We start from the raw sequence: 25443 nt of genomic DNA on the forward strand, positions 1-25443 counted from the left end.
AGTGTTGTTTGCCCTTCGGAGCTTACGCGATTCCCGCCCGCCGTGAACGGCGGGACTCCCTCGCTGATTTAGGTGGTTCTGGCGATCATCACGTTCGTCCTCTGGTCAACTTGCATTAGCTGAATCGAATCCTGCCGACTCCGATCCCCGGAAGAACTCCGAAGACGCCTCCTGTTCGATGCACGCCCAGCCGAAAGTCGAGACGGTCCGCGAGAAGTTCGAGCGGAAGACGGCCTGATCGGATCCCCGGGCGGTTTCTGTCGCTATCGACGACCGAACAGCCGCTCCCGAAGCGACCGCGGGGTTGGCCGTTCGGCCAAAAGCACCGGCGTTTCGAGTCGCTCGATCGCCTCGAATGCGAGCGACCCGCGGACGATACGCGAGAGCAGCCCCCGCTCGGTCGCCCCGATGACCACCAGGCTGTACTCGGCGCCGATCTCCCCGATCCGTTCCTCGACGTCGCCCGTTTCGATCCGGAGCTCCGCGTCCGCCAGTTCGTGACTCCCGGCCCACTCCTCGAGGAACTCGCGTCCGGCGGCCTCGTTCGATTCGCCCGGATCGACGATGTGCAACAGTGAGACGTCCACGCCGACAGCGTCCCGGAGCGCCCGGGCGACCTCCGCGGAGAGATCCGAGGAGGGGCCGCCGGCCGTGGGGACGAGCACGTCCGTGAGATCGAGTTCTTCCCCGTCCAGCACGAGGAAATCACACGGGAGGTCGTGGGTGAGCTCTTCGAGTTTGCCTTCCGCGCGTCCACCGGCGAACTGCGCGCCGCCATAGCCCATCACGACGGTGTCGGCGCCGTTCGTCCGGGCGGCGTCGAAGACCTCCTCGATCCCGCGGTGTGAGAGGATCGTCTTCGTCTCGATCGGCGCGTCGAACGCCCCGGCGTCGATCTTCGCGGCCTCGAGTAACTCCTCCGACGAGGCGTCGATCGCCGATCGGTTCTCGGCGGCGGCGGCGAGCGACGTCTGGTCCGGAACGGTGACGATATGCGTCGCGAGCACGCGACCGCCTTCGTGTTCGGCGAGCGCGCCGGCCAGCGTGATGAGGTCGCTTTCGGTTCGGGGGTTCGCCACGGCGACCATGATCGTCGGCCCCTCGTCTCCGGTCGGGGCGACGGCGTCGGCGGCGTCGACGATCTCTTCGGGGAGTTCCTCCTCGCGTCTCCGGATGTAGTCCGAGAGGACACCCTGCTGTGTCGTTTTATCGCGCGCATACAGGAAGTACCACACCACGGCGGCGACGACGAACCCGCCGGAGAGGGCGATCTCGACCCCGTCCATGAAGGCCACGAGCCCGAGCGACAGCAGCGCCCCGAGGATCGGCGTGATCGGGTACAGCGGAACCCTGAAGTCCGGATCGTACTCGGGGACCTCGGCCTCCCGGAAGACGATCAGCGCTACGTTCATCAGCGCATAGACGATGAGATGGAGGACGCTGGCAGCCTTCGCGAGCACTTCGATGTCCCGCCCCAGAAAAGCGATGAACACGATGATGAGCCCGCCCGTGACGAGGATGGACCGGTACGGCGTCGCGAAGTTCGGGTGGATCTCGTTGAGCCAGTCGGTGACGATCTTGTCCCGTCCCATCGCGAAGTTGATCCGCGCCGAGGCGAGGATCGAGGCATTCGCCGACGACGCCGTCGCCAGCAGCGCGCCGATGGTCATCACCGCCGCGGCAGCCGCCGCGATCCCGCCGATCGGTCCGATCGAGACGGGGAAGGCGACTTCGGCCGCCTGGGCGACGGGCGCGTCCTGGCTGAGTTCGGGCCAGGGGATGACCCCGAGCATCGTCGTCACGAGGATCGCGTAGATGACTGTGACGATGGCGACGCTTCCGATGATCGCGATCGGGAGGTTCCGCCCGGGGTTTTTCAGCTCTTCGCCGACGGTGGCGATCTTCGCGTACCCGAGAAAGGAGACGAACACAAGCGCCGTCGCCGGCAGGATCGCTCCGGTGCCGAAGGGTGTGAGTCCGTCTTCACCGGCGAGCGTCGCGTAATCGAACGAGAAAAAGCCCGCGACGGCGAAGACGGTGAGTATCGAAAGCAGGGTGAAAACGATGACCGTCTGGAGGCCGCCGGTCTCCTTGGCGCCGATGTAGTTGACGGCGACGAAGACGGCCCCCGCCAGCAGCGCCCCGAGTTGGATCGGATTGAGAAACGCGATCGTCGGCAGGCCGACGAAGACGGCGAGATACTGTCCGAAGCCGATACAGTAGAACGCGGAGGCGAAGGCCAGACCCATCCAGTCGCCCATCCCGGCGATCGAGCCGAACATCGGCCCGAGCGACCTGTTGATGTAATAGTAGCCGCCGCCGGCCTTCGGCATCGCGGTGCCGAGTTCCGAGATCGACAGCGCGTTGACCATCGCGATCACGCCGACGACGACGAAGGAGACGACGACGATCGGCCCGGCCGCGTTCGCGGCGACGCCGGGCAACACGAAGATCCCGGCGCCGATCATCGTCCCGATACCGATCGTCATCGCCGAGATCAACCCGAGGTCCTTGGCGAGTTCCTCATCGCTCATTCGTTCGAGTCGTCACGCGGGAGTGCGATTACCGGCCGATCCGCGTTCGTGACGAGTTTTATGGAGAGATCGCCGGAGAGAAACTGCATGAGGCGGTTGCCACCGCGAGCGCGGTACGCGATAGCGCTCGCATCGACAGTTTCGGCGGCTTCGAAGATCGCCCCGGCGACGTCCCGGGCGTAGGCGGTATGTTCGTCGGCGTCGGGGAAGACCCTGCGGACGGCGGCGTAGGACTCTTCGGCGAGTTCCTCGGATTGTTCGACGGGTGTTTTGTCGGGGACTCCCTCACCTTTCTCGACGACGTGGAGCGCAGTTACCTTTTCAGGCCCGTACGGTTCCAGGGCCATCGCCGTCTTCAGGGCGTCGTCCTCGTGGGCCACCGGCAGAAGGACGTGGCCGAGTAACTCCCGAGATCCGCTGCCCTGATTGTTTTCCATATTTGTCGATAACTACTCCTTGTTTTAAAAACATGTGGTGTTCCACGCTTTATATATAGATACTATTAATGCGAGCGTTGGAATCCAGTTTGTTTGTGACATTTACTGTTGTATCGGATCCTACGGGTTAACAAGTGCCGGTAGCGTCACCCAAAACTGTACGATCACCCGATAGTTCGGGCTTCCGGCGTTTATAATATAGTACTCACCGCAGGTACGTACACATCGATCGCACTACGAGTGTGCGATCGCGTTGTATCGTCCGCCATCGCTACTATGGGAACTCATAAACCCGATGCCGCAAAACAGGAGACTATGATTCTTCGCTGTCGTGCGATCACCTGCTGGATATCCCACCAGGGACGGAGGGACGAACCGTGAGCGAGGAGGAACTCGCCAAGGACCTGGGGCCGCTTGCGGCCCTCACGATCGGCGTCGGGACGATGATCGGGGCCGGAATCTTCGTGCTACCGGGGACGGCGGTGCTCCGGGCGGGCCCGCTTGCCGCGGTCACGTTCGTCCTCGGCGGCGTGATCGCGCTGTTTACCGCCCTTTCGGCGTCGGAACTCGGTACCGCGATGCCGAAATCCGGCGGCGCGTACTTCTACATCAACAAAGCGCTCGGACCGCTTTTCGGCTCCATCAGCGGGTGGGCCAACTGGCTCGGACTGGCCTTCGCCTCGGCATTTTATATGTACGGGCTCGGCGAGTACGTCAACACGCTCGTCGGCGCGCCCGCGCTCTCGGTCGGGCCGCTTTTTCTCGAAGCGGCGCAAGTCATCGGCTTCGTCGGCGCGCTGTTTTTCATCGCCGTCAACTACTTCGGCGCCAAGGAGACCGGCGGCCTCCAGATCATCATCGTGCTTTTGCTTTTGTGTATCCTCGGCCTTTTCACCGTCGTCGGGCTGTTGAACGCCGATCTCGAGTCGTTGCGACCGCTCGCACCGCCCGGCGCGGCGGCCGAGGTGTTGCCCGTCACCGCGATCGTCTTCGTCTCCTATCTCGGCTTCGTCCAGATCACCTCCGTCGCCGAGGAGATCAAAGACCCCGGCCGGAACCTACCGCGGGCCGTCATCGGTTCGGTCGTCCTCGTGACGGTCGTCTACGGGCTCTTCCTTCTGGTGCTTCTGGCGGCGGTGCCGAACGACCTCGTCGCCGGCAACGACACGGCCGTCGTCGACGCCGCCCAACTGCTCTTCGGCCAGTATAGCCTCTTCGGCTTCGAAATGGGCGTCTTCGGGTGGGCGCTTTTGCTCTTCGGCGGGCTGTTGGCGACGGCGTCGTCGGCGAACGCCTCGATCCTCTCGTCGTCGCGGATCAACTTCGCGATGGGACGAGAAAAGATCGTCACGCCGAGCCTCAACGATATTCACACCCGGTTCGGCACGCCGTACAAGTCGATCGCGCTCACCGGCGCGTTGATCATCGTCTTCCTGCTCGGCGGCAACCTCGAGTTGCTTGCGACCGCCGGCTCGGTTTTACATCTGATCGTCTACGGGCTGTTGAACCTCGCGTTGATCGTGATGCGGGAGGCCGAACCGCCCGGATACGACCCCGATTTCGAGGTGCCGCTGTATCCCATCGTTCCGATCGTCGGCGCGATCACGTCTTTCGCCCTGATCGCGTACATCGAACCGTTCGTGATCGTGCTCTCGGCCGGGCTTGTCGTCTTTGCGGCGCTCTGGTATTTCTTCTACGCGCGAAGCCGGGTCGAGGCCCGCGGCGTCCTCGCCGGCTGGATCCTCGATCGCTCCGAGGAACTCCCCGATGCGGCCGTCTCCGCGGCGACCTCCGTCCAGCCGGAAGGAGACGACTATCGGGTGCTGGTACCGCTTTCGAACCCCGCGACAGAACAGCATCTCATCACGCTCGCTTCGGCGATCGCAAAACAGAACGACGGTACGGTCGTGGCCGTCAACATCGCGAACGTCCCAGACCAGACGTCGCTCGCGGCCGCCCGCGACCGCGGCGCCCACGACGCCGCGCGGGATCTGCTCGAACGCGCCCAGGCCGACGCCGAGACCTTCGGCGCCGAGATCGAGACCCACGTCGTCCTCTCACACCGGACCTTCGAAGAGATCTTCGACGCCGCCCGGACCTTCGGGGCCGACATCACGGTGATGGGATGGGGCGAGGACGCCCACGGTTCGCCCGGACGGGCCGAATCAGCCGTCGACGAACTGGCCTACTCGTTGCCCTGTGATTTCCTCGTCTTCCGGGATCGTGGCTTCGATGCTGCCCGAATCCTCGTGCCGACTGCAGGGGGGCCCGATTCGGACCTCTCGGCCGCCGTCGCCCGGATGTTGCGGGCGGAGTTCGACTCCGAGGTGACGCTTCTGCACGTCGCCGACGACGAATCCGAGGGCCGAGCCCTCCTCGAGCCGTGGGCCGACGAACACGGTCTCGCCGACGCCGAGTTGCGGATCGAGACCGGTGACATCGGGGAAAGCATCGCCCGCGCTGCCGAGGAGGCGACGCTGCTCGTCATCGGAGCGACCGAACGGGGACTGATCTCGCGGCTCGTCCGTGGCTCGCTCGTGTTGGATGTTCTCTATGATGTCGATTGTTCGGTGCTTCTGGCCGAAAAGAAACACGGGCGGGGAGTCCGCGAACGTCTCTTCGGCGCCGGCGCGCGGGCCGACGACACCCGAAGCGACGTCGGAGACGACGACTGATACTGTCGGCTATCGCCATATCGAGATATTCGTATTCCCGGCGATCGCTTCACGAAACTGTCGCCGAGAGTACGAACAGACACACGGGGGATCCGGGCCGCTCAGGACGTCGTAAACCCGGCCGCCCCGTCGTACTCTTCGAGGACCCACTCCAGTTCCTCGATCGCCCGGAGGACGGCGACCTCCGCGGTGTCCTCGAACTCCGAGGAGGGCGGGTCGTAGTCGTCGTACTGGGATTCGAGTTCGGCGATCCGCTCTCTGATCTCGTCTTCGGTACGCATACCCGGAGGAACCACGGGAACGCTCTTTGGCCTTGTGGGTCCCCTTCGCCGACGTTCCCGACTGCCCCTGTCGTAACGACAAAGCCATTCGAGCCCCAACAGCGTGTATGGCCGAAACACACGATCTCCCCGAGACCGACGAGGAGTGGCGGGAACTACTCACCGACGAGGAGTACCGGATCCTCCGCGAGCAGGGCACCGAACCGAAGTTCTCCGGGGAGTACCTCGGGAAGGACGACGACGGGCGCTACCGGTGTGCCGGCTGTGGGGCCGAACTGTTCGATTCCGAGACGAAGTTCGACTCGAACTCGGGGTGGCCCTCCTTTTACGACGCAAAGGAGGGGGCCGTCGAGTTCCGCGAGGACAGAAGCCACGGGATGGTCCGGACAGAAGTCGTCTGTGCGCGGTGTGAGGGCCATCTCGGCCACGTCTTCGAGGACGGCCCCGAGCCGACCGGCAAGCGGTTCTGCATGAACTCCGCTGCGCTGGAGTTCGACGAGTCCTGAGCGTCGACTTCGGCCGTCCGGCGATTTATATACTATCGGGGGGCCAGACCGCCCGTGACCTGACCGATCGACGGCGGTCCGCCGAAGCGAAAGCGCGGTGGACGGATCGCCGGACGGACCCACCGCCTGCACGCCAGACCCTCATCCGGCCGTCGGGACCCCCGGCAATTTATACGTGGGTATCCAACACCCGACCATGTCCGATCTCTCGCTCGACGCCGAGCAACTCGATCGCTACTCCAGACACATCATCATGGACGGCATCGGCCCCGAGGGACAAAAACGGCTGCTCGGTTCGAACGTCCTCTGTATCGGGGCCGGCGGGCTCGGGTCGCCGATCCTGCAGTATCTGGCGGCCGCCGGCGTCGGGACGATCGGGATCGCCGACGACGACGTCGTCGAGCGGTCGAACCTCCAGCGGCAGGTCGTCCACGCCGACGCCGACGTGGGCCGCCCGAAGGTCGACTCCGCCCGGGAATTCATCGAACGCCAGAACCCCGACGTCGACGTCCGGACCCACGAGACGCGGGTGACCGCCGACAACGTCGAGTCGCTCATAGCTGACTACGACGTCGTCGTCGACGGCTCCGACAACTTCGCGACCCGCTATCTCGTCAACGATGCCTGTACGCTCGCGGGCGTTCCCTTCGCCCACGGGGCGATCCTCCGGTTCGAGGGGCAGATGACCACCTTCGAGGCGAACGAGGGCGGACCCTGTTACCGGTGTCTCTTTCCCGAGGCGCCCGAACCCGGCACTGTCCCCGACTGTGCGACCGCCGGCGTGCTCGGGGTGTTGCCCGGAACCGTCGGCTGCATTCAGGCGACCGAGGCGATCAAACTCTGTCTGGAGCACGGCGAGACGCTCGACGGGCGGATGATCTTCTACGACGCCGCGGACATGACGTTCCAGGAGGTCTCGATCGACCCTCGGCCGGACTGTCCGATCTGTGGCGAGGGCGGAATCGAGTCGATCCACGAGGTCACCTACGAGTCGACCTGCGCGATCTAGCGCCGCGATTCCGGCGCGGAGCTACCCTGCCGGGGTCGGCGGGTGACGACGCTTGTGGGCGGTCATCTCGTGTCGGCGGACGATCCGATCGACCACCCCCGCGTCGACCTCGAGCGTCGCCGCGATCCGCTCGGGGCTCTCGTTTTCTTCGATCAACCGCCCGAGGACCGCATCGATCACCGACTGGGGGGCCTCGAGGTCGTGGCTGTCCGATCGGCCGGGATAGAAGCCGACGGCGGCGGGCCGTTCGGTGACGAACGGGGGGATCTCGAGTTCGTCGGCGAGCCGTTCGACCTCGGTCCGGTAGAGTCCGCCCAGCGGCCGGAGGTCGGCCGCACCGTCGCCGTGTTTCGCGAACGAGCCCAACAGGAACTCGCTTTTCGTCGTGGTTCCGGCGACGAGCCGCGCCGTCGCGTTGGCCGACAGATACAGCATCGTCATCCGCAGACGGGCGACGAGGTTCTCGCGGACGATCGGGTCGCCGTGGAGGTCGGTATGTGGTGCCAGGTTCCCGAACTGGACGAGCAACTGCTGGAGGTGGACCGTCTCGGAGTCGATCCCGAGGACATCGCTGACGGCTTCGGCGTCCCGGGCGCTCCGCGAGCCGATCTTGCTGCTCGGGAGCACGAGCCCCGAAACGTCGTCGGTCCCGAGCGCCTCGACCGCGAGCGTCGCGACGACCGTCGAGCCGAGGCCGCCGTCGAGTCCGACCACGACGCCCTCGGCGTCGGCCGTGCTCACGATCGAACGGATGAACGCGACACACTCTTCGCACATGGCGGCCGTGTCGTCACGGAACTCTGCCGTCCGATCGGCCATCCTCTCAGCCCCTGTTCCTTCCCGGGCGTTCGTCCGCCGGTCGCCGGTGACTCGGTCGTTCCATCGTTCGTGTATAAACAGTCACTGGAGACCGTATAAGGATTGTCTACAGACACCTTATTATTCATTTTACAATCACTCATCCATTATCTCCGAATAGACAGAAACGATCGTTGGAAACATCGTCCCACGGCGTCCAGCGACCGGGAGGGCCTGCCGTTTCGGTCCCCGGGTCAGTCCGATCCGAGCGGGACGACCAGCGTCGGCTGGGTGGCCTCCGAGACCACGTCCTGTGCGACGCTCCCGAGCATCCGCCGCTCGTGGCCGTCCTTGCTGCGGGTTCCCATCACGAGGAGATCGGCACCGATTCCCTCGGCGTACGCGAGGATCTCCTCGCCCGGCCGTCCGCGCCGGACGGTGACGCTGCTTTCGACGCCCGCCTCCTCTGCGGCCCCCGAGATCGTCTCCACGGCGCCTTGCGCGTTCGCTTCGAGCTCTCCCTCGACTGCGTCGGTCAGCTCCTCATCGAGCGTGAGAAAGACGTTGCTGTCGATGACCGAAAGCGCATGGAGAGTCGCCCCGCGCTGTTTCGCCATGTCGATGGCGCGCTCGATGACCGCTTCCATCCCTTCCCCGCCGTCCGTCGGAACGAGAATGTCGTCGTACATCGGATTCGTCCGCACGTTATCGTGACGAGGAATAAACTGTTGTGAACCTCCCGTCGGCCGGGATCGGGCGAAACGAATAGGTGGGGCCCACGCCCACGCTTGGGTATGTACGACAGATTGCTGTTGCCCGTCGACACGAGCGCCGGATCCGAACGGGCGATCGACCACGCCCTCGACGCCGCCGAACGGTACGACGCCGAGCTACACGTCCTCTATGTCGTCGATACCGACGCCTACAGCTCCTATACGGGCGACGAGTACGTCCACGAGTTCGAGGGGCTCGAGAGCGCGCTCGAACAGGCCGGTAACGAGGCGATCGAGGAGGTCATCGAGGCGGCCGAATCGGCCGGCGTCGACGCCGAGTCGGCGATCAGACACGGCGTCCCCCACGAGGAGATCCTCGCGTACGCCGAGGAGGCCGATGTCGGGCTGACCGTTATCGGATCGAAGAACCGTTCGGGGGAGTACCGCCGGTTGCTCGGCAGCGTCGCCGAACGGGTGACGCGGATGGCCCATCGGCCGGTCACCGTCGTCAAGACGCCCGTCGAGGAGTAACGGCGGCCCACACGCGTCTTTTATACCTCCCCGTCCACACGGCCGATCGTATCGACGCCGGCAGTTCGTCGAACGTGGGCGGTTCCGGACGTATCCCGTTACCGTACACCTCGACGTGCGACGACCGACAGGTATAAGTTTAGTATTGCACAATATATTCATAACCATGGAACGAGAGAGGTTGCGCGCTGTCGCAACGGTCACGCTATCGGTCGTCCTGCTGGGCTCGGTTCTCGCGGCGGCGGGGGCCGGTACCGTCTCGGCCGAGCGGTACAACGATTTCTCCGAACCGACGTTGGATCCGTCCGTTCAGGACGAAAACGTCGTCTCGCCGGGGGAGACAAAGCGGTTCGAGCTAACCGTCCAGAACCGACACGACGGGACGACCGAGACCGACCGACGGATCGACGGAATTTCAGAAGTCGTACAATCACATCGGGTCGAGCTCGGCGCGGCGACCGCCACGACAGCGTCGTTCGAGTCGACCGACGCTCCCTTCGACATCAAAAGCGGGACACAGAACCTGGGGACGATCCAGGCAGGAAGCAGTCAGCCGGCCAGTCTGACGGTTGAAGTCGATGAGGGCGCCGAGCCGGGAACGTACCGCGTTCCGGTGACGATGAAATACGAGTACGTTCGCGGGATAATCGTGGACAACGACGGGTATATTATCAACCGGAACACCGAGACGGTGACCGAATACGTGACGATCCGGGTCGAGAAAGCCCCACGGCTGAGCGTCGAAGGGGTGGAAAGCGACGGGATCTACCGGAACGCCGACGGCGCAGTCACCGTTACCCTCCAGAACACGGGATCGGAGACCGCCCGGGACGCGAGTCTGCGGATGCTCGAGTCGACGCATTTCCGCCCGCGGACCGACGGCGTCTCGGTCGGACGGCTGGAACCCGGAGAGACGGCGACGGCGACGTTCCAGACGGGGATCGCGAACGTCGACGAGGCGGGCGAGTACGCGGCGAACTTCCGGCTTCACTACGACGACGAGAACGGCAACGCCGCCGAGTCGGCGGTTCGGACCGGATCGGTCCCCGTCGCCGAGGGCCCGGAGTTCGAACTGTCGGCTGAAACGGAGGCGCTCTACGTCGACTCGATCGGGGCTGTCTCGGTGACTGTCGAGAACACCGGCGACCGCGCCGCGACGGACGCACGGGCACTTCTCCAGCCGCTCGAACCGTTCTCACGGCTATCCACGCAGGGGAATCTCGGAACGCTCGAGCCGGGCGAGACGGCGACGACGACGTTCAAACTGGAGGCCTCCGATCGAACCGTCCCACAGACGTACCCGCTTTCGTTCACGATCGGCCACGATGACGGCTACGGGAACCGCGTCGAGAGCGACCAACACACCGTCGCTGTCGACGTGGACCCCGAAAAGAAATTCAGGGTGGTCGAGACGACCACGCTTGAATCTGGATCGACCGAGACCGTCGAGTTGACCGTCGAAAACACCGGTGGCGGCCCCCTGACGAACGCCGAGATCCGGATCAACACGAACTCGCCGTTCAGCACCGACGACGACACCGCCTACGTGGGGACGCTCGAACCGGGCGAGACGGAAACGGCGACGTTCACCGTAACGACCGACGGCGCGGCGACGCCGAAGACCTACTCGCTCGATACGACGATCAAACACGACAACGCGTTCGGAAACACCGTCGTGACCGACATCGAGACGGCGCCCGTCACCGTCACGAGCCCTGAAGGGCGGCTCTTCGAGATCGTCGCCGTCGTGGTCCTCATCGCCATCCTGGCCGGGGCCGGCATCGCCTACAGAGATCAGATCCGAGCGAGCGTGCGGTAACAACCCATGGTGACCGCCCTCGGAGAACGCGTCCGGGATCGCCTCGCGGCGACCGGCCGGTACGCCGCGCAGAACCAAAAACAGGTGTTCGCGATCGTCGCCGTCACCGCTCTCCTCGCGTTGGCCGTCGGGCTCGCCGGCGTCCAGATGAGCATGGGGATGACCCTCTATATCGATGACGACTCGGCGACGATGCACGACTGGGAGACGCTGAAGGACGATTTCGAGACGGGAAACAACGTCTTCGTCCTCGTCGAGTCCGACCGGCCCCACGATCCGGAGACGATCCGCGCGATCGATCGGCTGGACAGCCGGTATAGCTCGAACGTCAAGGACGTCGAGCGGGTCACGTCGCTGGCCGACGTCGTACGCGCCGGCAACGGCGGCACCATCCCGGAGACGGAGGCGGGCGTCGAGCGGGCGATCGACCGCGTCGAGAGCCGGAACCCCGAATCGGCGGCGATGGTCGACCGGCTCCAGCCGGAGACGGGGACGACCGTGATCCTCGTGAGCTACGGCGAGGTCGACCGCTTCGACCGCGGGGCGTTTCTGCCGACCCGGGGGGCGGACGTGATCTACTCGGAGATCGACTCCGAGACCGAAGCCGCCGTGACGCCGCCGGGGGTATCGATCACGGTGACCGGCCAGCCCGTCTTCGAGAACGCCGCCTTCGGGCTGATGCTCCCGGAGATGATCGGGCTGTTCGCCGGCGCGTTCGCGCTCATTTTCGGGGTCGTCTACGCCGTCATGCGGCGGAAGGTCGAACGCGGCTGGCACGTCCTGTTGCCGCTCGGGACCGCGATGACGGCGCTCGTGTACATGTTCGGCGCGATGGGCGCGCTGGGCTACGATTTCAACGCGATCATGCTCGGCGTGATGCCGATCGCGCTGGGGCTGGGCATCGACTACGGGCTCCAGATACACACCCGGTACGTCGAGGAACGGCATGGCGGCGATTCCCCGACGGAAGCGGCCGCGATGGCGACCCGGACGACCGGGCGGGCGCTTTTGATCGCGATGGGAACGACGGTCGTCGGGCTGGGATCGCTTCTCGTCTCGGCGGTCCCGCCGGTCCGACAGTTCGGTGTCACGAGCGCACTCGCCGTGCTCGCGGCGATGATCCTCTCTGTCACGCTGTTGCCCGCGTTGCTCGTCCGGTACGACCGGGGCGGCTACGGGAACGAGGGCGACGAACGCGTCGGAAGCGGTCCCGAAGACGACCGACTCGAGGCGGCGACCCGTCGGTTCACGACGAACGTGACGGGCGGCCGGCCGCTTCTCACGCTGTTTCTGGCCGTCCTTCTGGTCTCCGGCGGGGCGTACGCCTACCCGCAGGTCGAGCCGAAAGAGGAGATGATGGACTTCTGGCCGCAGGACCTCGAGGAGAAAAACGATATGGAACGGCTCGCGGATACGGTCGAGAGTCCGAAGGTTATCTACGTGCTGATCGAGACGGACCGGGCGTACACGCCGGAGACGTTCCGGGAGATCGCGACGTATCAACGGCTGATGCTCGAAAACGACCGGGTGAACTCCGTCCAGAGCCCGGTCACGAGAGTCCAACTGGCGAACGGTGGCCGGATCCCCGAGACCGAGGCAGAACTGGACCGACACCTCGGGGCGGGGTCCGACGGCTCCGAACTCGCCGTCTCCCGACCGCCCGACGAGAACCCCTCGACGGTACTCGTGACGTTCTACGTTGACGATATCGAGGGCGAGATCGTCCGGACGCTCATCGGGGAGTTCGAGGGCAACGCCGAGTTGGCGGTCGAGGGCGCCGACGACGTCCAGGTCACCGGCAAGCCCGTGCTCAACCGCAACGTCATCGAGAACGTCACCGCGGGGCTGACGCCGATGACGCTTCTGTCCTTCGGGCTCGGGCTGGTGTTTTTGAGCCTCGCGTTCCTCTCGCCGCGTATCGCCGTGACGCTCATCGCGAGCGTCGCCGGGAGCGCCGCCCTGCTCGTCACCGGGGCGATGTACGTCCTCTCGATCCCGTGGAACCCGCTGACGATCACGATGTCGTCGCTCACGCTCGGGATCGGCGTCGACTACGGGATCCACCTCTTCGAGCGCTACGAGTTCGAGATCGAATCACACGGGGTCGATCGGTTGACCGCGGCTTCGACGGCAGTCTCGAAGCTCTCGCGGCCGATCATCGGTTCGAGTTTCACCACGATATTCGGGTTCGGGGTGTTGACCATCTCGCGGTTCCCCGTGCTCGCGAACTTCGGGAAGACGACGGTGCTCGCGATCGCCTTCTCGCTTCTGACGGCGTTCACCGTCCTGCCGGCGGCGCTGACCGTCGTTCATCTCGTCGACCGGACGAGCACGGACACGGATCCCGACGCTTCGGACGAGTAAGCCGGTTCCACAGTCGGATTCCCCGTCCACGAGACTTTTCATGGATGGTCCCGTAGGCCGGGTAACCCGATGATCGGCGATACACCCAGTCCGTCCGGCTCCGACCGTGACACCGACGTAGCGTGGTGTCACGGAGCCGTCCGGAACGTTTCCCGGACGTTCGCACTCACAGTCGAGAGCCTCGATGAGCCGATGGCGACACAGATCTGTCTGGGGTACCTCCTGTGTCGGATTCCGGATACGATCGAGGACGCCGGTCACGTGCCGCCCGAAGCGGGGGCGGACCTGTTGCGGACCTACGCCCGGTCGATCGATCCCGACGACGCGCGCGGGATCGAGGCGTTCACAGCCGCGGTCGAGCCGTGGCTCCCGCCGGAGGCGGACCGATCCGACGACTGGGACGTCGTCGCGGCGGCGCCGCGGGTGACGTCGGCGTTCGGAACGCTGCCGGCGGACGTCCGGGAGGCGATCACCCCGCCGGTGATCGAACTCGTCGAGGGGATGGCGACGTTCGTCGAGGAGCACGCCGAAAGCGACGGGCTCCGGATCGGCACGCGGGCGGAACTCGAGGAGTACTGTCACTACGCCGCCGGCACGGTCGGCATACTCGTCACGAACCTGTTGACACGTGAGGAGATCGACGAGGGGCGCCGGCGAACGCTGTACGAGACCGCCGAGTCCTTCGGTCTCCTCTTACAGCTCGTCAACATCGCCAAGGACGTCTACGACGATTACACCGAGGAAGACAACGTCTATCTGCCGGCGTCGTGGCTCAGCGAGGAGGACGTCCCCCAGGAAGCGATCCTCGAGGAGAAACACCGCGAGCCGGCTGCGGCCGTCGTCAGCCGTACGGCGGCCCACGCCCGGACGTTTCTCGACGAGGCCGAACGGTACCTCCAGAAGATGCCGCTCAGACACGGCAACACCCTCGCCGCGTGGGGCGTGCCGTTTCTGCTCGCCGTCGGTACGCTCCGGGAACTCACCGACAGCCCGGTCGACGCGCTCACCGAGCGGGACGCGAAGGTCTCCAGACAGGAGGTGTACGCGGTCGTCGAGGCGATGGCCGACGCCGACCGGGCGGCGCTTTCGGAGTTCCGTTCGATCATCGCCCGCGAGCCGTTCCACACCACGCGTCCGAGCCCGGAGTGACCGTCGGGTTTAGCTGTCGGGATACTTCGGCTCGCGCTTTTCCGCACGCCCGAGCGCCGTCTCGACGACGTCGCGGACGTCACCGTGGAACTCCTCGCCGTGCCCGGCGTACATATGTTCGATCCCCTCGCCCATCTCCGTTAGGAGCGTCCGGAGGCTCTCGATCAGCCGCTCGCGGGACTGACCGGCCATATCGGTCCGCCCGAAGCTACCGTACTCGAAGGCGCCGTCGTTGTGGACGACGACGTCGCCGCTGAAAAGCGTCGTCTCGGAGACGAACGAGACGTGATCGTCCGCGTGGCCGGGCGTGTAGACGACGTCGAAGGGCTCCTCGCCGATGAAGACCTGATCGCCGGCCTCGAGTGCTGTCTCGCGGCGCGGGTGCTCGGCGTAGGCGTACAGCGGCGCGTCGAAGGCGTCGAGGACGGCATCGAGCCCGCCGACGTGGTCGGTGTGTTGGTGGGTCAACACGACCGCATCGAGCGTGTCGGTGTGTTCGGCGATTGCGTCGACGACGCCCTCGTAGGCACCCGCGTCGACGAGGACCGTCCGATCGCCCTCGACGAGATAGGCGTTACAGGTGAACGTCTCGGCGCCGGCGGTGACGTTTGTCACGGTTGTCGCGTCCATACCGAGGGCTCGGCCGGCGGCGACTTCACTCTGACGTCGACCCCCCGGCCCGGTGGAGTCGGAGGGTCACTTCCGCCCCCGTCTCGGGATCGCCGAAACGGAGCTGGCCGTCGACACCCCGGACGACCCACTGTGAGACCCAAAGCCCCAGCCCCCGGCTGTGATCGAGCTGGGTTATCTCCCGGTCGCCGCTGACGACCGCGCGTTCCCGTTCGGGGATCCCGGTGCCGTCGTCGCTGACGGTGATATCGAACCGCCCCCCGTCGGCCGGCGACATTTCGATATCGACCGTCGGATCGCCGGGGTGGTGTTCGATCGCGTTCTCGAGGAGGTTCTCGATCGCGGTTTCGAGCAGTTCGTCGGCGACGACCTCGGCGGTCGCCTCCGCCGAGACCCGGATCGTCGCGTCCGGATGCTGCCGGCGGAACCGCTCGGCGATCGATTCGACGATCGGTTCGGGATCGATCGCGACCCGCTTTCGGTCGACGTCCAGCGCCTGCTTGATCCGTCTGACCTGCTCGCCGAGTTTCGAGACGTCTGTCGCCTCCTCGTAGATCCGTTGGCCGAGGGCCCGACACTCCGGGGTCGTCCCCTCCTCGGCCAGCAGATCGGCGTAACCGATGATCGCCGTCATCTCGTTTCGGAGGTTGTGCCGAAGCACGCGGTGTAACACCCGAAGCCGGCGTTCCTGCTCGAGGCGGTCGGTGATGTCGGTGTAGATACCGAACCCGCGGTCGGTCCCTCCCCGGCGGTAGGTGAACCCGCGGAAGAGAAACGTCCGTCGGCCGTCGGCGGTCTCCCGTTCGACTTCCGCCGTTCGGTAGCCCTCCCGGATCGCACGTTCGTCCAGCCGTCCGGCCGTCGCCTGCCCGTCCGGGACGATGAGTTCCGAAACCGGCCTCCCGGCGACCGCCGACTCCTCGCGGCCGAAGGTCTCCTCGAACGCCCCGTTTACCCCCCGGACGATCGGGACGCCGTCGCGGAACTCGACGTCCGCGACCGCGTCCGGAAGCCGATCGAAGAGCCGCCGGAACCGGTCGCCACCCGTCGGACCGGGGGCGTTCTGCCCGGAAGCCGCCGAGCCGGATCCGGTCGAGACGCCGTCGTCCCCTCCGGGGGACGGCGTGGCGGGATCGCTCCGGGCGCCGCCGTCACCGATGACCGCCCCGACGGCCGACCCCGATTCCGGGTCGGAACCGATCGTGAACGCCCGCGTTCGCCCGATCTCGGCCCGGACTAGTCCGACGAGCAGCCGGAGGAAGTCCCGTTCCTCGGTGGTAAAAGCGGACCGGGACCGTTCGCTTCCGAACCAGACCGTCCCGCGGCGGTCGCCGTCGACGGCGAAGTCATCGCCGATGTAGCTCCGCAGCCGCACGAAGGGGGCGGCGAGCCCCTCGGTCGGAGGGCCCCAGACCGTATCGGGGAGTTCGAGCGGGCCGTCCGTCCGGACCGTCGCCCGACAGATCGTCCCCGAAAGCGAGTGGTCGGCAGCCGCGACGTCGTCGCCGGCGACGACGGTGTAGTCGACCCCGTCGGTGAGTGCGACGGCGCCGATCTCGAGGCCGAGGCGGTCGCGCCCGAGATCGAGGAGCCGTTCGACGGTCCCGACGGCCGACGACAGCCCCAGCTCGGATCCTCCCGTCGATCCCGTGTGGATCGTCGGCGGGTCCCCTCGCGTTCGCCGACAGACCCGCACGATCAGATCCGCGAGGGAGCGTCCCTCCGGATCCGGGTTCCCGCCGGTCACGTACTCGGCCGGATCCAGCCGGGCGGCCGCCTCGGCGACGGCCGGATCGTCCGTCCGGTCATAGAGGATCGCCGGGACGGCGGCCTCGGAGAGCGATTCGAGCGCTGACAGCCCCCCGCCCGGAACCGCACAGACGACACAGTCGGCGTAGGCCGCGTAGTCGGCGACGAAATCGCTCTCAACGCGCTCGATGCGGACCCGGCCCTCGGGATCAGTGGGATGTCCACGGCCGACGTAGGCGGCGACCACCGGCGTATCCAGTGGGTCGTTCGTGGTCCGATCCCTGAGCCCCATCGATCCGACGCTACATCAGCGGCTTTGATAACGGTACCGCCGGATTCGAACGCCGATTCTGACGGAGGGTCCGGGGGAGGAGGCGAACCCCACGGGTGCGAACGATTTACAATCCCGGGGCCGTAAGTCATGAACGACCATGGGGTTCGGCAGTTACGACGAGTCCGAACAGGACAACCAACAGATCGACACGGAGGACATCGAAACGGGCGAGGGTCGGACGACGTCGATGCACGACGGCGAGGTCAGCTTCGAGTACGACGACGCCTCGAGCGAGGACCTACTCGAGGCCTACGAGGAGTTCAAAAACCAGTGAAACCGGGGCGCCGGGCGCTCGGAGTCGCCGAGTCCTACCGGGGAACCGACGGGACGGCAACCAGCACGCTCGCCGGCGCCGTCGTCCGGGTCGACCGGGCGGTCGGCGATTTCTCTTTCGCCCGCTGTGCCGTCGGCGGGCGCGACTCGACCGACGCGATCGAAGCCCTCTGGAAGCGACTCGACCGGCCCGACGTCCGGTATCTCTTCCTCGCCGGGGTCGCCCCGGCGTGGTACAACGTCGTCGATCTCGGGCGGCTCCATCGGGTGATCGAGCGGCCGGTGCTTTCGGTCTCCTTCGAGGACAGCGGCGGGCTCGAAAGTGGGATCGCCGAGGCGTTCGACGGCGACGAGCGGCGCCTCCGCTTGGAGGCCTACGGGGCGCTTCCGGGCCGGCACCGGCTGGAGATCGACGGCGAGCCGCTTTTCGTCCGATCGATCGGGCTCGACCGAACGCGGGCCGATGCCGTCGTTGAGGCCTACACCCAGAAACGGCGGCCGGAACCGCTCCGGGTCGCGAAACGGCTCGCACGCCGGGTCGACGCCGCCCGCCGTGAGGGGACGATCGCCCCCGACGATCGGCGGGATTAACTCCCGGGGCACCGATCGGACGACCGTGACAAGCGAGATCGACGTGACGGAGTGTACCCGCTGTGAGACGCTGTGTGGCTCCCGGAGCCGCATCGTCAACGGCGTGGGGCCCGACGACGCCGAGTTGCTCTTCGTCGGGGAGGCGCCCGGACGGAAGGAAGACGAGGGCGGGGAACCGTTCGTCGGCCGTTCCGGGGACGTCCTCGATTCGGCGCTCCGGGATCAGGGGCTCGCCCGAAGCGACGTCCGGATCACCAACTGCGTCCGGTGTCGACCCCCGGAGAACCGCGACCCGACGGCCGAGGAACTGGCGAACTGCCGTGGATACCTCGAACGGGAGATCGACGCCGTCGATCCGACGGTGCTGGTCGCGCTCGGGAAGGTCCCCTCAGAACACCTGCTGGGGCGCTCCGTCGGCGTGACCGCCGAAGCGGGTTCGGTGGACGAGACCCGGATCGCGGGGACGGTACGGCGTGTCGTGGTCTGTGTTCATCCCGCCGCGACGCTGTACGATCCGGGCCAGCGGGAGCCGTTCACCGAGGCGATCGGCGCGGCCGTCGGCCTCGTCGACGGGGGCGGCGATCAGTCCCGGCTCGGGGAGTTCTGACGGGACGACCGCGCCGGGGGGCGGCTACCCCGAGAGCCGGAAAACGTGTTCGCGGTCGGCCCCACAGCTCGGACAGACGTGCCGGTAGACGATCCGTCCGCCGTTCGAGCCGCTCGTCCAGTTGCCCTCCTCGTCGACGTACCCGCAGTCGGGACACTTCGTGTCGGTGGTCTCGTACCGACGCCGGAGCCGCTCGATCGGCGTCCGCCCTTTCGTGACTCGTGTTACCATACCACGTACCTACCTCATCGAGGAAAATAAATGTAGCCCCGGAGGGTTTCGTGCGCACCGAACGCCGATCCATTCAGTCGGTTCCCCCCGGATCAATCGAAGCGGCCCGTCCGGAGGGAAACGCACTTGCCCGACGGCCGCCCAGCTAGGGTATGACCACGACACAGCGGACCGCCGAGGTCGTCCTCGTCGATTACGGGCTCGGGAACCTCCGGAGCGTCACCCGGGGGTTAGAGCGGGCCGGCGCCGACGTGACGCTGTCGGCGGACCCCGCGGAGATCGACGCCGCCGACGGGATCGTCCTCCCGGGGGTCGGCGCGTTCAGCGAGGGGATGGAGAACGCCGGACCGTTCCGCGAAACGCTCGTCGATGCCGCCGACGCGGGGACGCCGCTCTTCGGGATCTGTCTCGGTATGCAGATGCTGCTTACGACCAGCGAGGAAGCCGAGACGGTCGGGCAGGGCGACGTCCGGGGACTCGATCTCGTTTCGGGGACGAACCGACGGTTCGACGAGGGCCAGAAAGTACCGCACATGGGCTGGAACGAACTCGACGTCGAACGGGAGCACCCGATCGTCGAGGGGGTCGACGGTGAATACGCTTACTTCGTCCACTCGTATTACGCAGCCCCCGACGACGAGGACGCCGTCGTCGCCACGACGGACTACGGGACGGAGTTCCCCTCGATCGTCGCCAGCGAGGCCGGCAACGTCTTCGGGACCCAGTTCCACCCGGAGAAATCCGGGGAGACGGGGCTCGAGATACTGCGGAACTTCGTCGAGTACTGTCTGGACTGACTGCCGACCCGGCAGCGAGGCGGTACGTTCAGTAGTCCAGATCGAACTGTTCGTTCTCCGTGACGGTGTTGAGTACGACGCTCGTGTTCGACTCCTTGATGTCCGGGTCGATGAGCAGTTCCTTGATCTGTTCGTTCATGTGGTCGGTGTCGGTGAACTTCCCGATCGCGAAGATGTCGTGGTCGCCGGTGACCTCGTAGACCGACACCATGTGTTTGTGGCTCTGGAGCCGGTCGGTGATGTCGGGCAGTGCGCTGCCCTCAACTTTCAGCTGGATGACGGCCGTCACGTCGTAACCGAGTTCGCCGTAGTCGACGATCGGCGCGTACCCATTAATGATGCCCTGGTCTTCGAGGTCGGAGATGTGGTTCGAGACGGTCGTAACCGAGACGTTCAGATCCTCGCCGAGCGATCGAAGCGAGGCTCGGCCGTCTTCCAGTAGCGCGTTCACCAACTTCCGGTCGAGATTTTCGTACGTCATTACACCCCGGTACGACGTGGAGGGTTTAGAAGTTTACGAATATACAGTTCTATTCGGAGGGACAGGAGATTTGCGCAGAACAATAACGTTTTAGTACGGGCACGCATCGGAACAGACGACGAGAAACATGACGAACGAAAACGTCACTCCCGATGGCGGTCTTACAGCGGAAGCACAGGCTGTGCTCGACGAAATCGAAGAGAAGGACGTCGGTTTCCTGCGTCTGCAGTTCACGGACATCCTCGGCACCGTCAAGAACGTCGCCGTTCCGGCCGATCAGGCCGAGAAGGCGTTCACCGACGGGATCTACTTCGACGGCTCCTCGATCGAGGGGTTCGTCCGCATCCAGGAGTCCGACATGCGGCTCATCCCGGACGCGAGCACGTTCGCGGTGCTGCCGTGGCGGAAACGCGAGGACGGCGCCTCCGCGCGGATGATCTGTGATGTCTACAACACCTCCACGGGCGAACCCTTCGAGGGCGACCCGCGGTACGTCCTCCAGCGCGCGATCGACCGCGCCGAGGAGATGGGCTTCGAGATCAACTTCGCGCCCGAACCGGAGTTCTTCCTCTTCGAGGAGGACGAGGACGGCCGTGCGACGACGAAGACGGGCGATCAGGGCGGCTACTTCGATCTCGCGCCGAAGGATCTCGCAAGCGACGTCCGACGGGACATCATCTACGGGCTCGAGGAAATGGGCTTCGAGATCGAGGCCTCCCACCACGAGGTCGCCCGCGGCCAACACGAGATCAACTTCGAGTACGACGACGCGCTCTCGACCGCCGACAACGTCGCCACCTTCCGGACGGTCGTCCGGGCGATCGCCGCCCAGCACGATCTGCACGCGACGTTCATGCCCAAGCCGATCCCGAAGATCAACGGCTCCGGCATGCACACCCACCAGTCGCTGTTCAAGGACGGAAAGAACGCCTTCCACGACCCCGACGACGAGTTCAACCTCTCGGGGACGGCCCACTCGTATCTCGCGGGCATTCTCGAGCACGCGCCGGCGATCACGGCGGTCTCGAACCCGACGGTCAACAGCTACAAGCGGCTGGTCCCCGGCTACGAGGCTCCCGTCTACGTCGCGTGGTCCGACCGGAACCGCTCGGCGTTGATCCGTAAGCCCGCCGCGCGCATCCCGGCCGCCAGCCGGATCGAGGCCCGATTCCCCGATCCCTCGTGTAACCCGTATCTCGCCTTCGCGGCGCTGATCCACGCCGGCCTCGACGGCATCGAGAAGGGTCTGGAGGCGCCGGACCCGATCCGGGAGAACATCTACGAGTTCGACGAGGAGAAACGCAAGGAGTACGGCATCGAGACCCTGCCGAGCAACCTCGGCGAGGCCGTTGACGCCCTCGAGGAGGACGAGGTCATCCTCGACGCGCTCGGCGACCACATCGGCGAGAAGTTCATCGAGGCCAAAACCGAGGAGTTCACCGACTATCTCGTCGACGTCTCGGAGTGGGAACTCGACCGGTACCTCGAGAAGTTCTAACGCGTCGGAACGCCGAACGAACGCTTTTTTTCGCGAGCGTCGGAACGCCCGTCAGCCGAGCTGTGCGAGGAGGTCGCTCCCCTCGACGTACGGGAAGCCGTTGCGCTCGGCGTACGCGCGGGCGGCGGCCGGCGACAGCGCGCCGCCGGTCTCGTCGTCGAGCATCTCACAGACCACGACGGCGGGCGCCGTGCCCGCGGCGGCGGCGAGGGCGAGCCCGAGTTCGGTGTGGCCCTTCCGGTCCTCGAGCAGGTTCGGCGCGCCGCGCAACAGATGGACGTGACCGGGGGCCCGGAACTGGGCGGCGAAACTGTCGGCGTCGGTCGCGATCGCCCCCGCCGCCCCGTCGCCCGCGACCTGCGTCTCGCGGGCGATATCCCCGGCGGCCGCACCGAGCGCCGAGATAGTGAGCGCGCGGTCCTCGTCGGTGATCCCGGTGAACGTCTCGCGGTGGTTGACGGTGAGCGAAAACGACGACCGTTCGTCGTATCCGAGATCGTGGGCCGTGCCGGCCGGATGATCGACGATCTCCTGTGTGAACGGCAGTTCCCACGCTCGACAGACGGTATCCGACAGCGCCACGCACACGAGGCCGCCGGCGTCGTTTCGCATCCGGGCGACGTCGTCGGGTTCGACGGCGGCCGCCGGATAGACGAGGTCCACCTCCCCTTCCCGGTCGGTCGCGTCGTGGATCAGGACGGGCCCGCCGCCGGCGAACGCCGTGATCGCCGCATCCACGCCGGCGCCCGCCCGGGCGGTGTTACTGCTCCGAGACATGGACACTCACTCCGTCCCCGTCCTCGATGTCGAGCGCGTCGCGGAGCTTCACCGGGGCGATGATCTCGAGTTGGTCCGCCCCGTGGTGGGTCCGCTCCGGGGAGATGACGTGGACCCCCTCCCGGCGGCCGCCGTGGGCCTCGATCGTCGCCGGCCAGCAGAAAGCGGGCCCGTAGGTCCGTTCCTCGTCCTCCCAGCCGTCGATCCCGACCGGATCGAGCGCGTCCGTGCGGGCCCGCGCCCGGACGCTCTCCTCGTCGAGGTCGACGTTCAACGTTCCGGGGAACGGCTCGTACCCCAGCCGCTCGCGGAACTGCCGCATGTAACCCGAAAGCGAAATGTAGTGTTTCCCCTCGCCCATCCCGCTCGTGACGGTGCCCCGGAGCGTCACGTCGGCGTCGCCCTCGAAGAGCCGCCGGTAGTCGGCGTACTCCCGCTGGAGAGCCCGCTCGCCCTCGTCGGTGACCGCGACACGCTGGCCGTCGCCGGTCAGTTCCCGCGAGAGATAGCCGGCGTCCTCGAGTTGCTGAAGCCGCCGGGAGGCGGTCTGGTTCGACGCCTCGAGCCGCGCCGCCAGCCCGGAACAGGTGATCGTGGCCTCGCCCTCGAGCGCGCCGTCGAGGGCGACAAGCTTCAGCGTCGCCAACTCGTCGTGTCCGACGCGCCCGGTCGTCTGTGACATACCGTCAGGTACGGGCTTTCGGCTCTTAACCGTAACGGAACTGGGGAGCATAACAGAAATGGAAAACTGGGTCGCGTCCGTACTAGACTTCAGGGCCTCGAAAGCTAAAAACTGCCGACTGCGGTCCCGCCGGTCGGGATCCAGCCCGGTGAGGCGTCCGTCCGTCGCCGGCAGCCGGGTCGATCACGACTCGGCGTAGGGACGTTCGCGCCAGAACTCGCTGCCGCCCTTCAGTTCCGGTACCATCGTGTCGGCCTCGCGGGCCAAAAGCGCGACCCGGGAGGCCTCGACCTCCTTCAGGACGGGATGGGTCGGGAGGTACTCCTGGACGGCCTCGGTGAACTCGATTACTTCCCCGTGGTCCGGCATGATCTCCCTCTCGAGCCGGTCCCTGGAGTTGCCGACGTGCATGTACGCCTTCAGTTCGACGAAGTCGGCGTCCGCGCGGTCGAACATCGCCGCGTACCACTCGGGGTGGTGGGTGTTGCGCCCCGACAGCAGCGTCGTCCGGAGGACGGTCCGCGTCTCGTCTTTCCCCGCCAGCACGTCCAGCGTCTCGATCAGCCGCTCCCAGGCGTCCTCCTCGACGGGGTTTACCACCTCGCGGAACGTCTTCCGGTCGGCGGCGTCGACGCTTACGTACAGCTGTGTCGGGTCGCACTGCTCGAGGACTGTCGGTCGGGTGCCGTTGGAGACGAGAAACGTCGTGATCCCCCGGTCGTGGAAGGCCTCGATGAGCTCCGGGAGATACGGGTACAGCGTCGGCTCGCCGTCCAGCGAGATCGCGACGTGACGCGGTTTCATCGCCTCCTCGAAGACCCGCTCGGGGACCGCGTCGTTCCCACCGAACCCCGACAGCAGTTTCCGCTGGAGCTCGATCGACGCCTCCGCGACGGCGTCGGGATCGTCCCACTCGACGTCCCCCAACTCGTAGGCGTGGCCGGCGTGATCCCGCCAGCAGAACACACAGCGCTCGTTGCACTTGACCACCGGGGTCATCTGGATACAGCGGTGCGACTGGATCCCATAGAAATGGTTCTTGTAACAACGTCCCTCCCCCCGAAGAGCGTTTGCCGTCCACCCGCAGGTCTGGGCGGCGGTGTGGTTCTCGCTGTGGTAGTCGGGGTCGTCGACCTGCTTTGGCATACGACCGCCTCGGAGTTCGAACGCCTAAAAACCGCGGATCGAGCGGGGCGTCTCGGGTTCCGGCGCTTCCGACGCGTCGAAGGCGGCCGGCGTCGGCTACAGGCTGATCCCGCCGTCGACGGTGAGCGTCTCGCCGGTCACCGACTCAGTCGTCGCGAACAGCCGGATCGCTTCGGCGACCTCCTCGGGGTCGACGAGCCGGTCGATCGGCGACCGCTCGCGGGCGGCCGGGCGGCGCTCTTCGGCGTACATCTCCGTCTTCGTCGGCCCCGGCGCGACCGCGTTCGAGAAGATCCCCTCGTCGGTGTACTGCTTGGCAAGCGACTTCGTCAGTCCCAACATCCCGGCCTTCGAGGCGCCGTAGGCGGCGTCCGAGGGGCTCCCCCGTGTGCCGGCGATCGAGGAGACGTTGACGATCCGTCCCTCGCCGCGCTCTATCATCCCCGGAAGGACCGCACGCGTACAGAAGAGCGTCCCCTCGAGGTTGACACGGAGCGTCCGCTGTATCTCCTCGTCGGTGGCCGCCTCCAGGGCGGTCGTATAGAACAGGCCGGCGTTGTTGACGAGGACGTCGACGCCGCCGGCCGCCTCGCGTATCTCCGCGACCATCGTTTCGATCGCGTCCGGGTCGCCGAGATCGCACTGATAGACGAGCGCCTCCCGACCGTTCGCCTCGATATCCGCGGCGACGGATTCCGCGCTCTCGCGGTCGCTGTTGTAGTGGACGACGACGTCGTGGTCGGTTCCGAGGTCGCGCGCCGTCGCGCTGCCGATACCGCCGCTTGCTCCGGTGACGAGTGCCGTGGGTGTCATCGTCCTCGCGTTCGGGAC

General features: G+C 66.2%; 25 protein-coding genes. 12 read left to right on the forward strand and 13 right to left on the reverse strand.

Going from position 1 to position 25443, the window contains the following annotated elements; all coding sequences use genetic code 11:
* Window positions 1-263: 263 nt before the first annotated feature.
* The gene (locus KM295_RS14115) at window positions 264-2534 is read right to left on the reverse strand and encodes an amino acid permease (RefSeq protein WP_256030618.1); all 2271 of its coding nucleotides are present in this window, start codon (window positions 2532-2534) and stop codon (window positions 264-266) included.
* On the reverse strand, window positions 2531-2971 hold the full coding sequence (locus KM295_RS14120; RefSeq protein WP_256030619.1) for a universal stress protein: 441 nt from the start codon (window positions 2969-2971) through the stop codon (window positions 2531-2533). The genes KM295_RS14115 and KM295_RS14120 overlap by 4 nt, the downstream gene beginning before the upstream one ends.
* Before the next feature lie 377 nt (window positions 2972-3348).
* Here KM295_RS14120 and KM295_RS14125 point away from each other — a divergent pair, with 377 nt between their 5' ends.
* The gene (locus KM295_RS14125) at window positions 3349-5646 is read left to right on the forward strand and encodes an amino acid permease (RefSeq protein WP_256030620.1); all 2298 of its coding nucleotides are present in this window, start codon (window positions 3349-3351) and stop codon (window positions 5644-5646) included.
* Window positions 5647-5747: 101 nt separating this feature from the next.
* Here the strand turns inward: KM295_RS14125 and KM295_RS14130 are convergent, their stop codons facing one another.
* The gene (locus KM295_RS14130; RefSeq protein ID WP_256030621.1) at window positions 5748-5927 is read right to left on the reverse strand and encodes a hypothetical protein; all 180 of its coding nucleotides are present in this window, start codon (window positions 5925-5927) and stop codon (window positions 5748-5750) included.
* Window positions 5928-6034: 107 nt separating this feature from the next.
* Between KM295_RS14130 and msrB the strand changes: the two genes are divergently transcribed.
* Both msrB and ubaA read left to right on the forward strand, forming a co-directional pair.
* Complete coding sequence (gene msrB, locus KM295_RS14135) at window positions 6035-6433, forward strand: peptide-methionine (R)-S-oxide reductase MsrB (RefSeq protein WP_256030622.1); 399 nt, start codon at window positions 6035-6037, stop codon at window positions 6431-6433.
* A gap of 196 nt (window positions 6434-6629) precedes the next feature.
* Window positions 6630-7442, forward strand: coding sequence for an SAMP-activating enzyme E1 (gene ubaA / locus KM295_RS14140; protein WP_256030623.1), 813 nt, complete (start codon window positions 6630-6632; stop codon window positions 7440-7442).
* Between the two features lie 21 nt (window positions 7443-7463).
* Here ubaA and nadE read toward each other — a convergent pair whose 3' ends face one another.
* Both nadE and KM295_RS14150 read right to left on the reverse strand, forming a co-directional pair.
* Entirely contained in the window at window positions 7464-8261 is a 798-nt protein-coding gene (gene nadE, locus KM295_RS14145; RefSeq protein ID WP_256030624.1) for an NAD(+) synthase, read from the reverse strand.
* A 233-nt stretch (window positions 8262-8494) separates the two neighbouring features.
* Window positions 8495-8929, reverse strand: coding sequence for a universal stress protein (locus KM295_RS14150; protein WP_256030625.1), 435 nt, complete (start codon window positions 8927-8929; stop codon window positions 8495-8497).
* A 105-nt stretch (window positions 8930-9034) separates the two neighbouring features.
* Between KM295_RS14150 and KM295_RS14155 the strand changes: the two genes are divergently transcribed.
* The 4 genes from KM295_RS14155 (at window position 9035) to KM295_RS14170 (ending at window position 14816) form a co-directional block, all read left to right on the forward strand.
* The gene (locus KM295_RS14155; RefSeq protein ID WP_256030626.1) at window positions 9035-9484 is read left to right on the forward strand and encodes a universal stress protein; all 450 of its coding nucleotides are present in this window, start codon (window positions 9035-9037) and stop codon (window positions 9482-9484) included.
* A 166-nt stretch (window positions 9485-9650) separates the two neighbouring features.
* Window positions 9651-11303: a COG1361 S-layer family protein gene (locus KM295_RS14160; RefSeq protein ID WP_256030628.1), complete on the forward strand. Its 1653-nt coding sequence runs from the start codon at window positions 9651-9653 to the stop codon at window positions 11301-11303.
* 6 nt (window positions 11304-11309) lie between these two features.
* Window positions 11310-13667 carry an efflux RND transporter permease subunit gene (locus tag KM295_RS14165; RefSeq protein WP_256030630.1) on the forward strand — a complete coding sequence of 786 codons (2358 nt, stop codon included), beginning with the start codon at window positions 11310-11312 and terminating at the stop codon, window positions 13665-13667.
* Window positions 13668-13736: 69 nt separating this feature from the next.
* A complete protein-coding gene (locus KM295_RS14170; RefSeq protein ID WP_256030631.1) occupies window positions 13737-14816 on the forward strand; it encodes a phytoene/squalene synthase family protein in 1080 nt (359 codons plus the stop codon).
* Between the two features lie 9 nt (window positions 14817-14825).
* On the opposite strand, the gene KM295_RS14175 is transcribed toward KM295_RS14170, so the two are convergent.
* Complete coding sequence (locus tag KM295_RS14175) at window positions 14826-15446, reverse strand: MBL fold metallo-hydrolase (RefSeq protein WP_256030632.1); 621 nt, start codon at window positions 15444-15446, stop codon at window positions 14826-14828.
* A 25-nt stretch (window positions 15447-15471) separates the two neighbouring features.
* Window positions 15472-17487 (reverse strand): sensor histidine kinase, encoded by a 2016-nt coding sequence (locus tag KM295_RS14180; protein WP_256030633.1) that lies wholly within the window; start codon window positions 17485-17487, stop codon window positions 15472-15474.
* Window positions 17488-17626: 139 nt separating this feature from the next.
* Between KM295_RS14180 and KM295_RS14185 the strand changes: the two genes are divergently transcribed.
* From KM295_RS14185 to KM295_RS14195, 3 genes are read left to right on the forward strand one after another with little or no spacing between them, the layout of a single operon-like run.
* On the forward strand, window positions 17627-17803 hold the full coding sequence (locus tag KM295_RS14185; protein ID WP_256030634.1) for a DUF5786 family protein: 177 nt from the start codon (window positions 17627-17629) through the stop codon (window positions 17801-17803).
* Window positions 17800-18393: an endonuclease dU gene (locus KM295_RS14190; protein WP_256030635.1), complete on the forward strand. Its 594-nt coding sequence runs from the start codon at window positions 17800-17802 to the stop codon at window positions 18391-18393. Before KM295_RS14185 ends, KM295_RS14190 begins: the two co-directional genes overlap by 4 nt.
* 25 nt (window positions 18394-18418) lie before the next feature.
* Complete coding sequence (locus KM295_RS14195) at window positions 18419-19000, forward strand: uracil-DNA glycosylase (RefSeq protein ID WP_256030636.1); 582 nt, start codon at window positions 18419-18421, stop codon at window positions 18998-19000.
* 24 nt (window positions 19001-19024) lie between these two features.
* Here KM295_RS14195 and KM295_RS14200 read toward each other — a convergent pair whose 3' ends face one another.
* Window positions 19025-19231, reverse strand: coding sequence for an HVO_0649 family zinc finger protein (locus KM295_RS14200; RefSeq protein WP_256030637.1), 207 nt, complete (start codon window positions 19229-19231; stop codon window positions 19025-19027).
* A 152-nt stretch (window positions 19232-19383) separates the two neighbouring features.
* On the opposite strand from KM295_RS14200, the gene hisH reads away from it, so the two are divergent.
* Window positions 19384-20028, forward strand: coding sequence for an imidazole glycerol phosphate synthase subunit HisH (hisH, locus tag KM295_RS14205; protein ID WP_256030638.1), 645 nt, complete (start codon window positions 19384-19386; stop codon window positions 20026-20028).
* A gap of 28 nt (window positions 20029-20056) precedes the next feature.
* Here the strand turns inward: hisH and lrp are convergent, their stop codons facing one another.
* Window positions 20057-20509 carry an HTH-type transcriptional regulator Lrp gene (gene lrp / locus KM295_RS14210; RefSeq protein WP_256030639.1) on the reverse strand — a complete coding sequence of 151 codons (453 nt, stop codon included), beginning with the start codon at window positions 20507-20509 and terminating at the stop codon, window positions 20057-20059.
* A gap of 127 nt (window positions 20510-20636) precedes the next feature.
* Between lrp and glnA the strand changes: the two genes are divergently transcribed.
* Complete coding sequence (glnA, locus tag KM295_RS14215) at window positions 20637-22007, forward strand: type I glutamate--ammonia ligase (protein ID WP_256030640.1); 1371 nt, start codon at window positions 20637-20639, stop codon at window positions 22005-22007.
* 51 nt (window positions 22008-22058) lie between these two features.
* Here glnA and ribB read toward each other — a convergent pair whose 3' ends face one another.
* The 4 genes from ribB to KM295_RS14235 all read right to left on the reverse strand — a co-directional run bounded on the left by ribB (window position 22059) and on the right by KM295_RS14235 (window position 25425).
* Window positions 22059-22784 carry a 3,4-dihydroxy-2-butanone-4-phosphate synthase gene (ribB, locus tag KM295_RS14220; RefSeq protein ID WP_256030641.1) on the reverse strand — a complete coding sequence of 242 codons (726 nt, stop codon included), beginning with the start codon at window positions 22782-22784 and terminating at the stop codon, window positions 22059-22061.
* Window positions 22768-23466 (reverse strand): CTP-dependent riboflavin kinase, encoded by a 699-nt coding sequence (locus KM295_RS14225; RefSeq protein WP_256030642.1) that lies wholly within the window; start codon window positions 23464-23466, stop codon window positions 22768-22770. Before KM295_RS14225 ends, ribB begins: the two co-directional genes overlap by 17 nt.
* A gap of 183 nt (window positions 23467-23649) precedes the next feature.
* On the reverse strand, window positions 23650-24612 hold the full coding sequence (gene twy1, locus KM295_RS14230) for a 4-demethylwyosine synthase TYW1 (RefSeq protein ID WP_256030643.1): 963 nt from the start codon (window positions 24610-24612) through the stop codon (window positions 23650-23652).
* Between the two features lie 96 nt (window positions 24613-24708).
* Window positions 24709-25425: an SDR family NAD(P)-dependent oxidoreductase gene (locus KM295_RS14235; protein WP_256030644.1), complete on the reverse strand. Its 717-nt coding sequence runs from the start codon at window positions 25423-25425 to the stop codon at window positions 24709-24711.
* Window positions 25426-25443 lie beyond the last annotated feature (18 nt).

This window comes from Natronomonas aquatica (assembly GCF_024449025.1).
Lineage (GTDB): Archaea > Halobacteriota > Halobacteria > Halobacteriales > Haloarculaceae > Natronomonas > Natronomonas aquatica.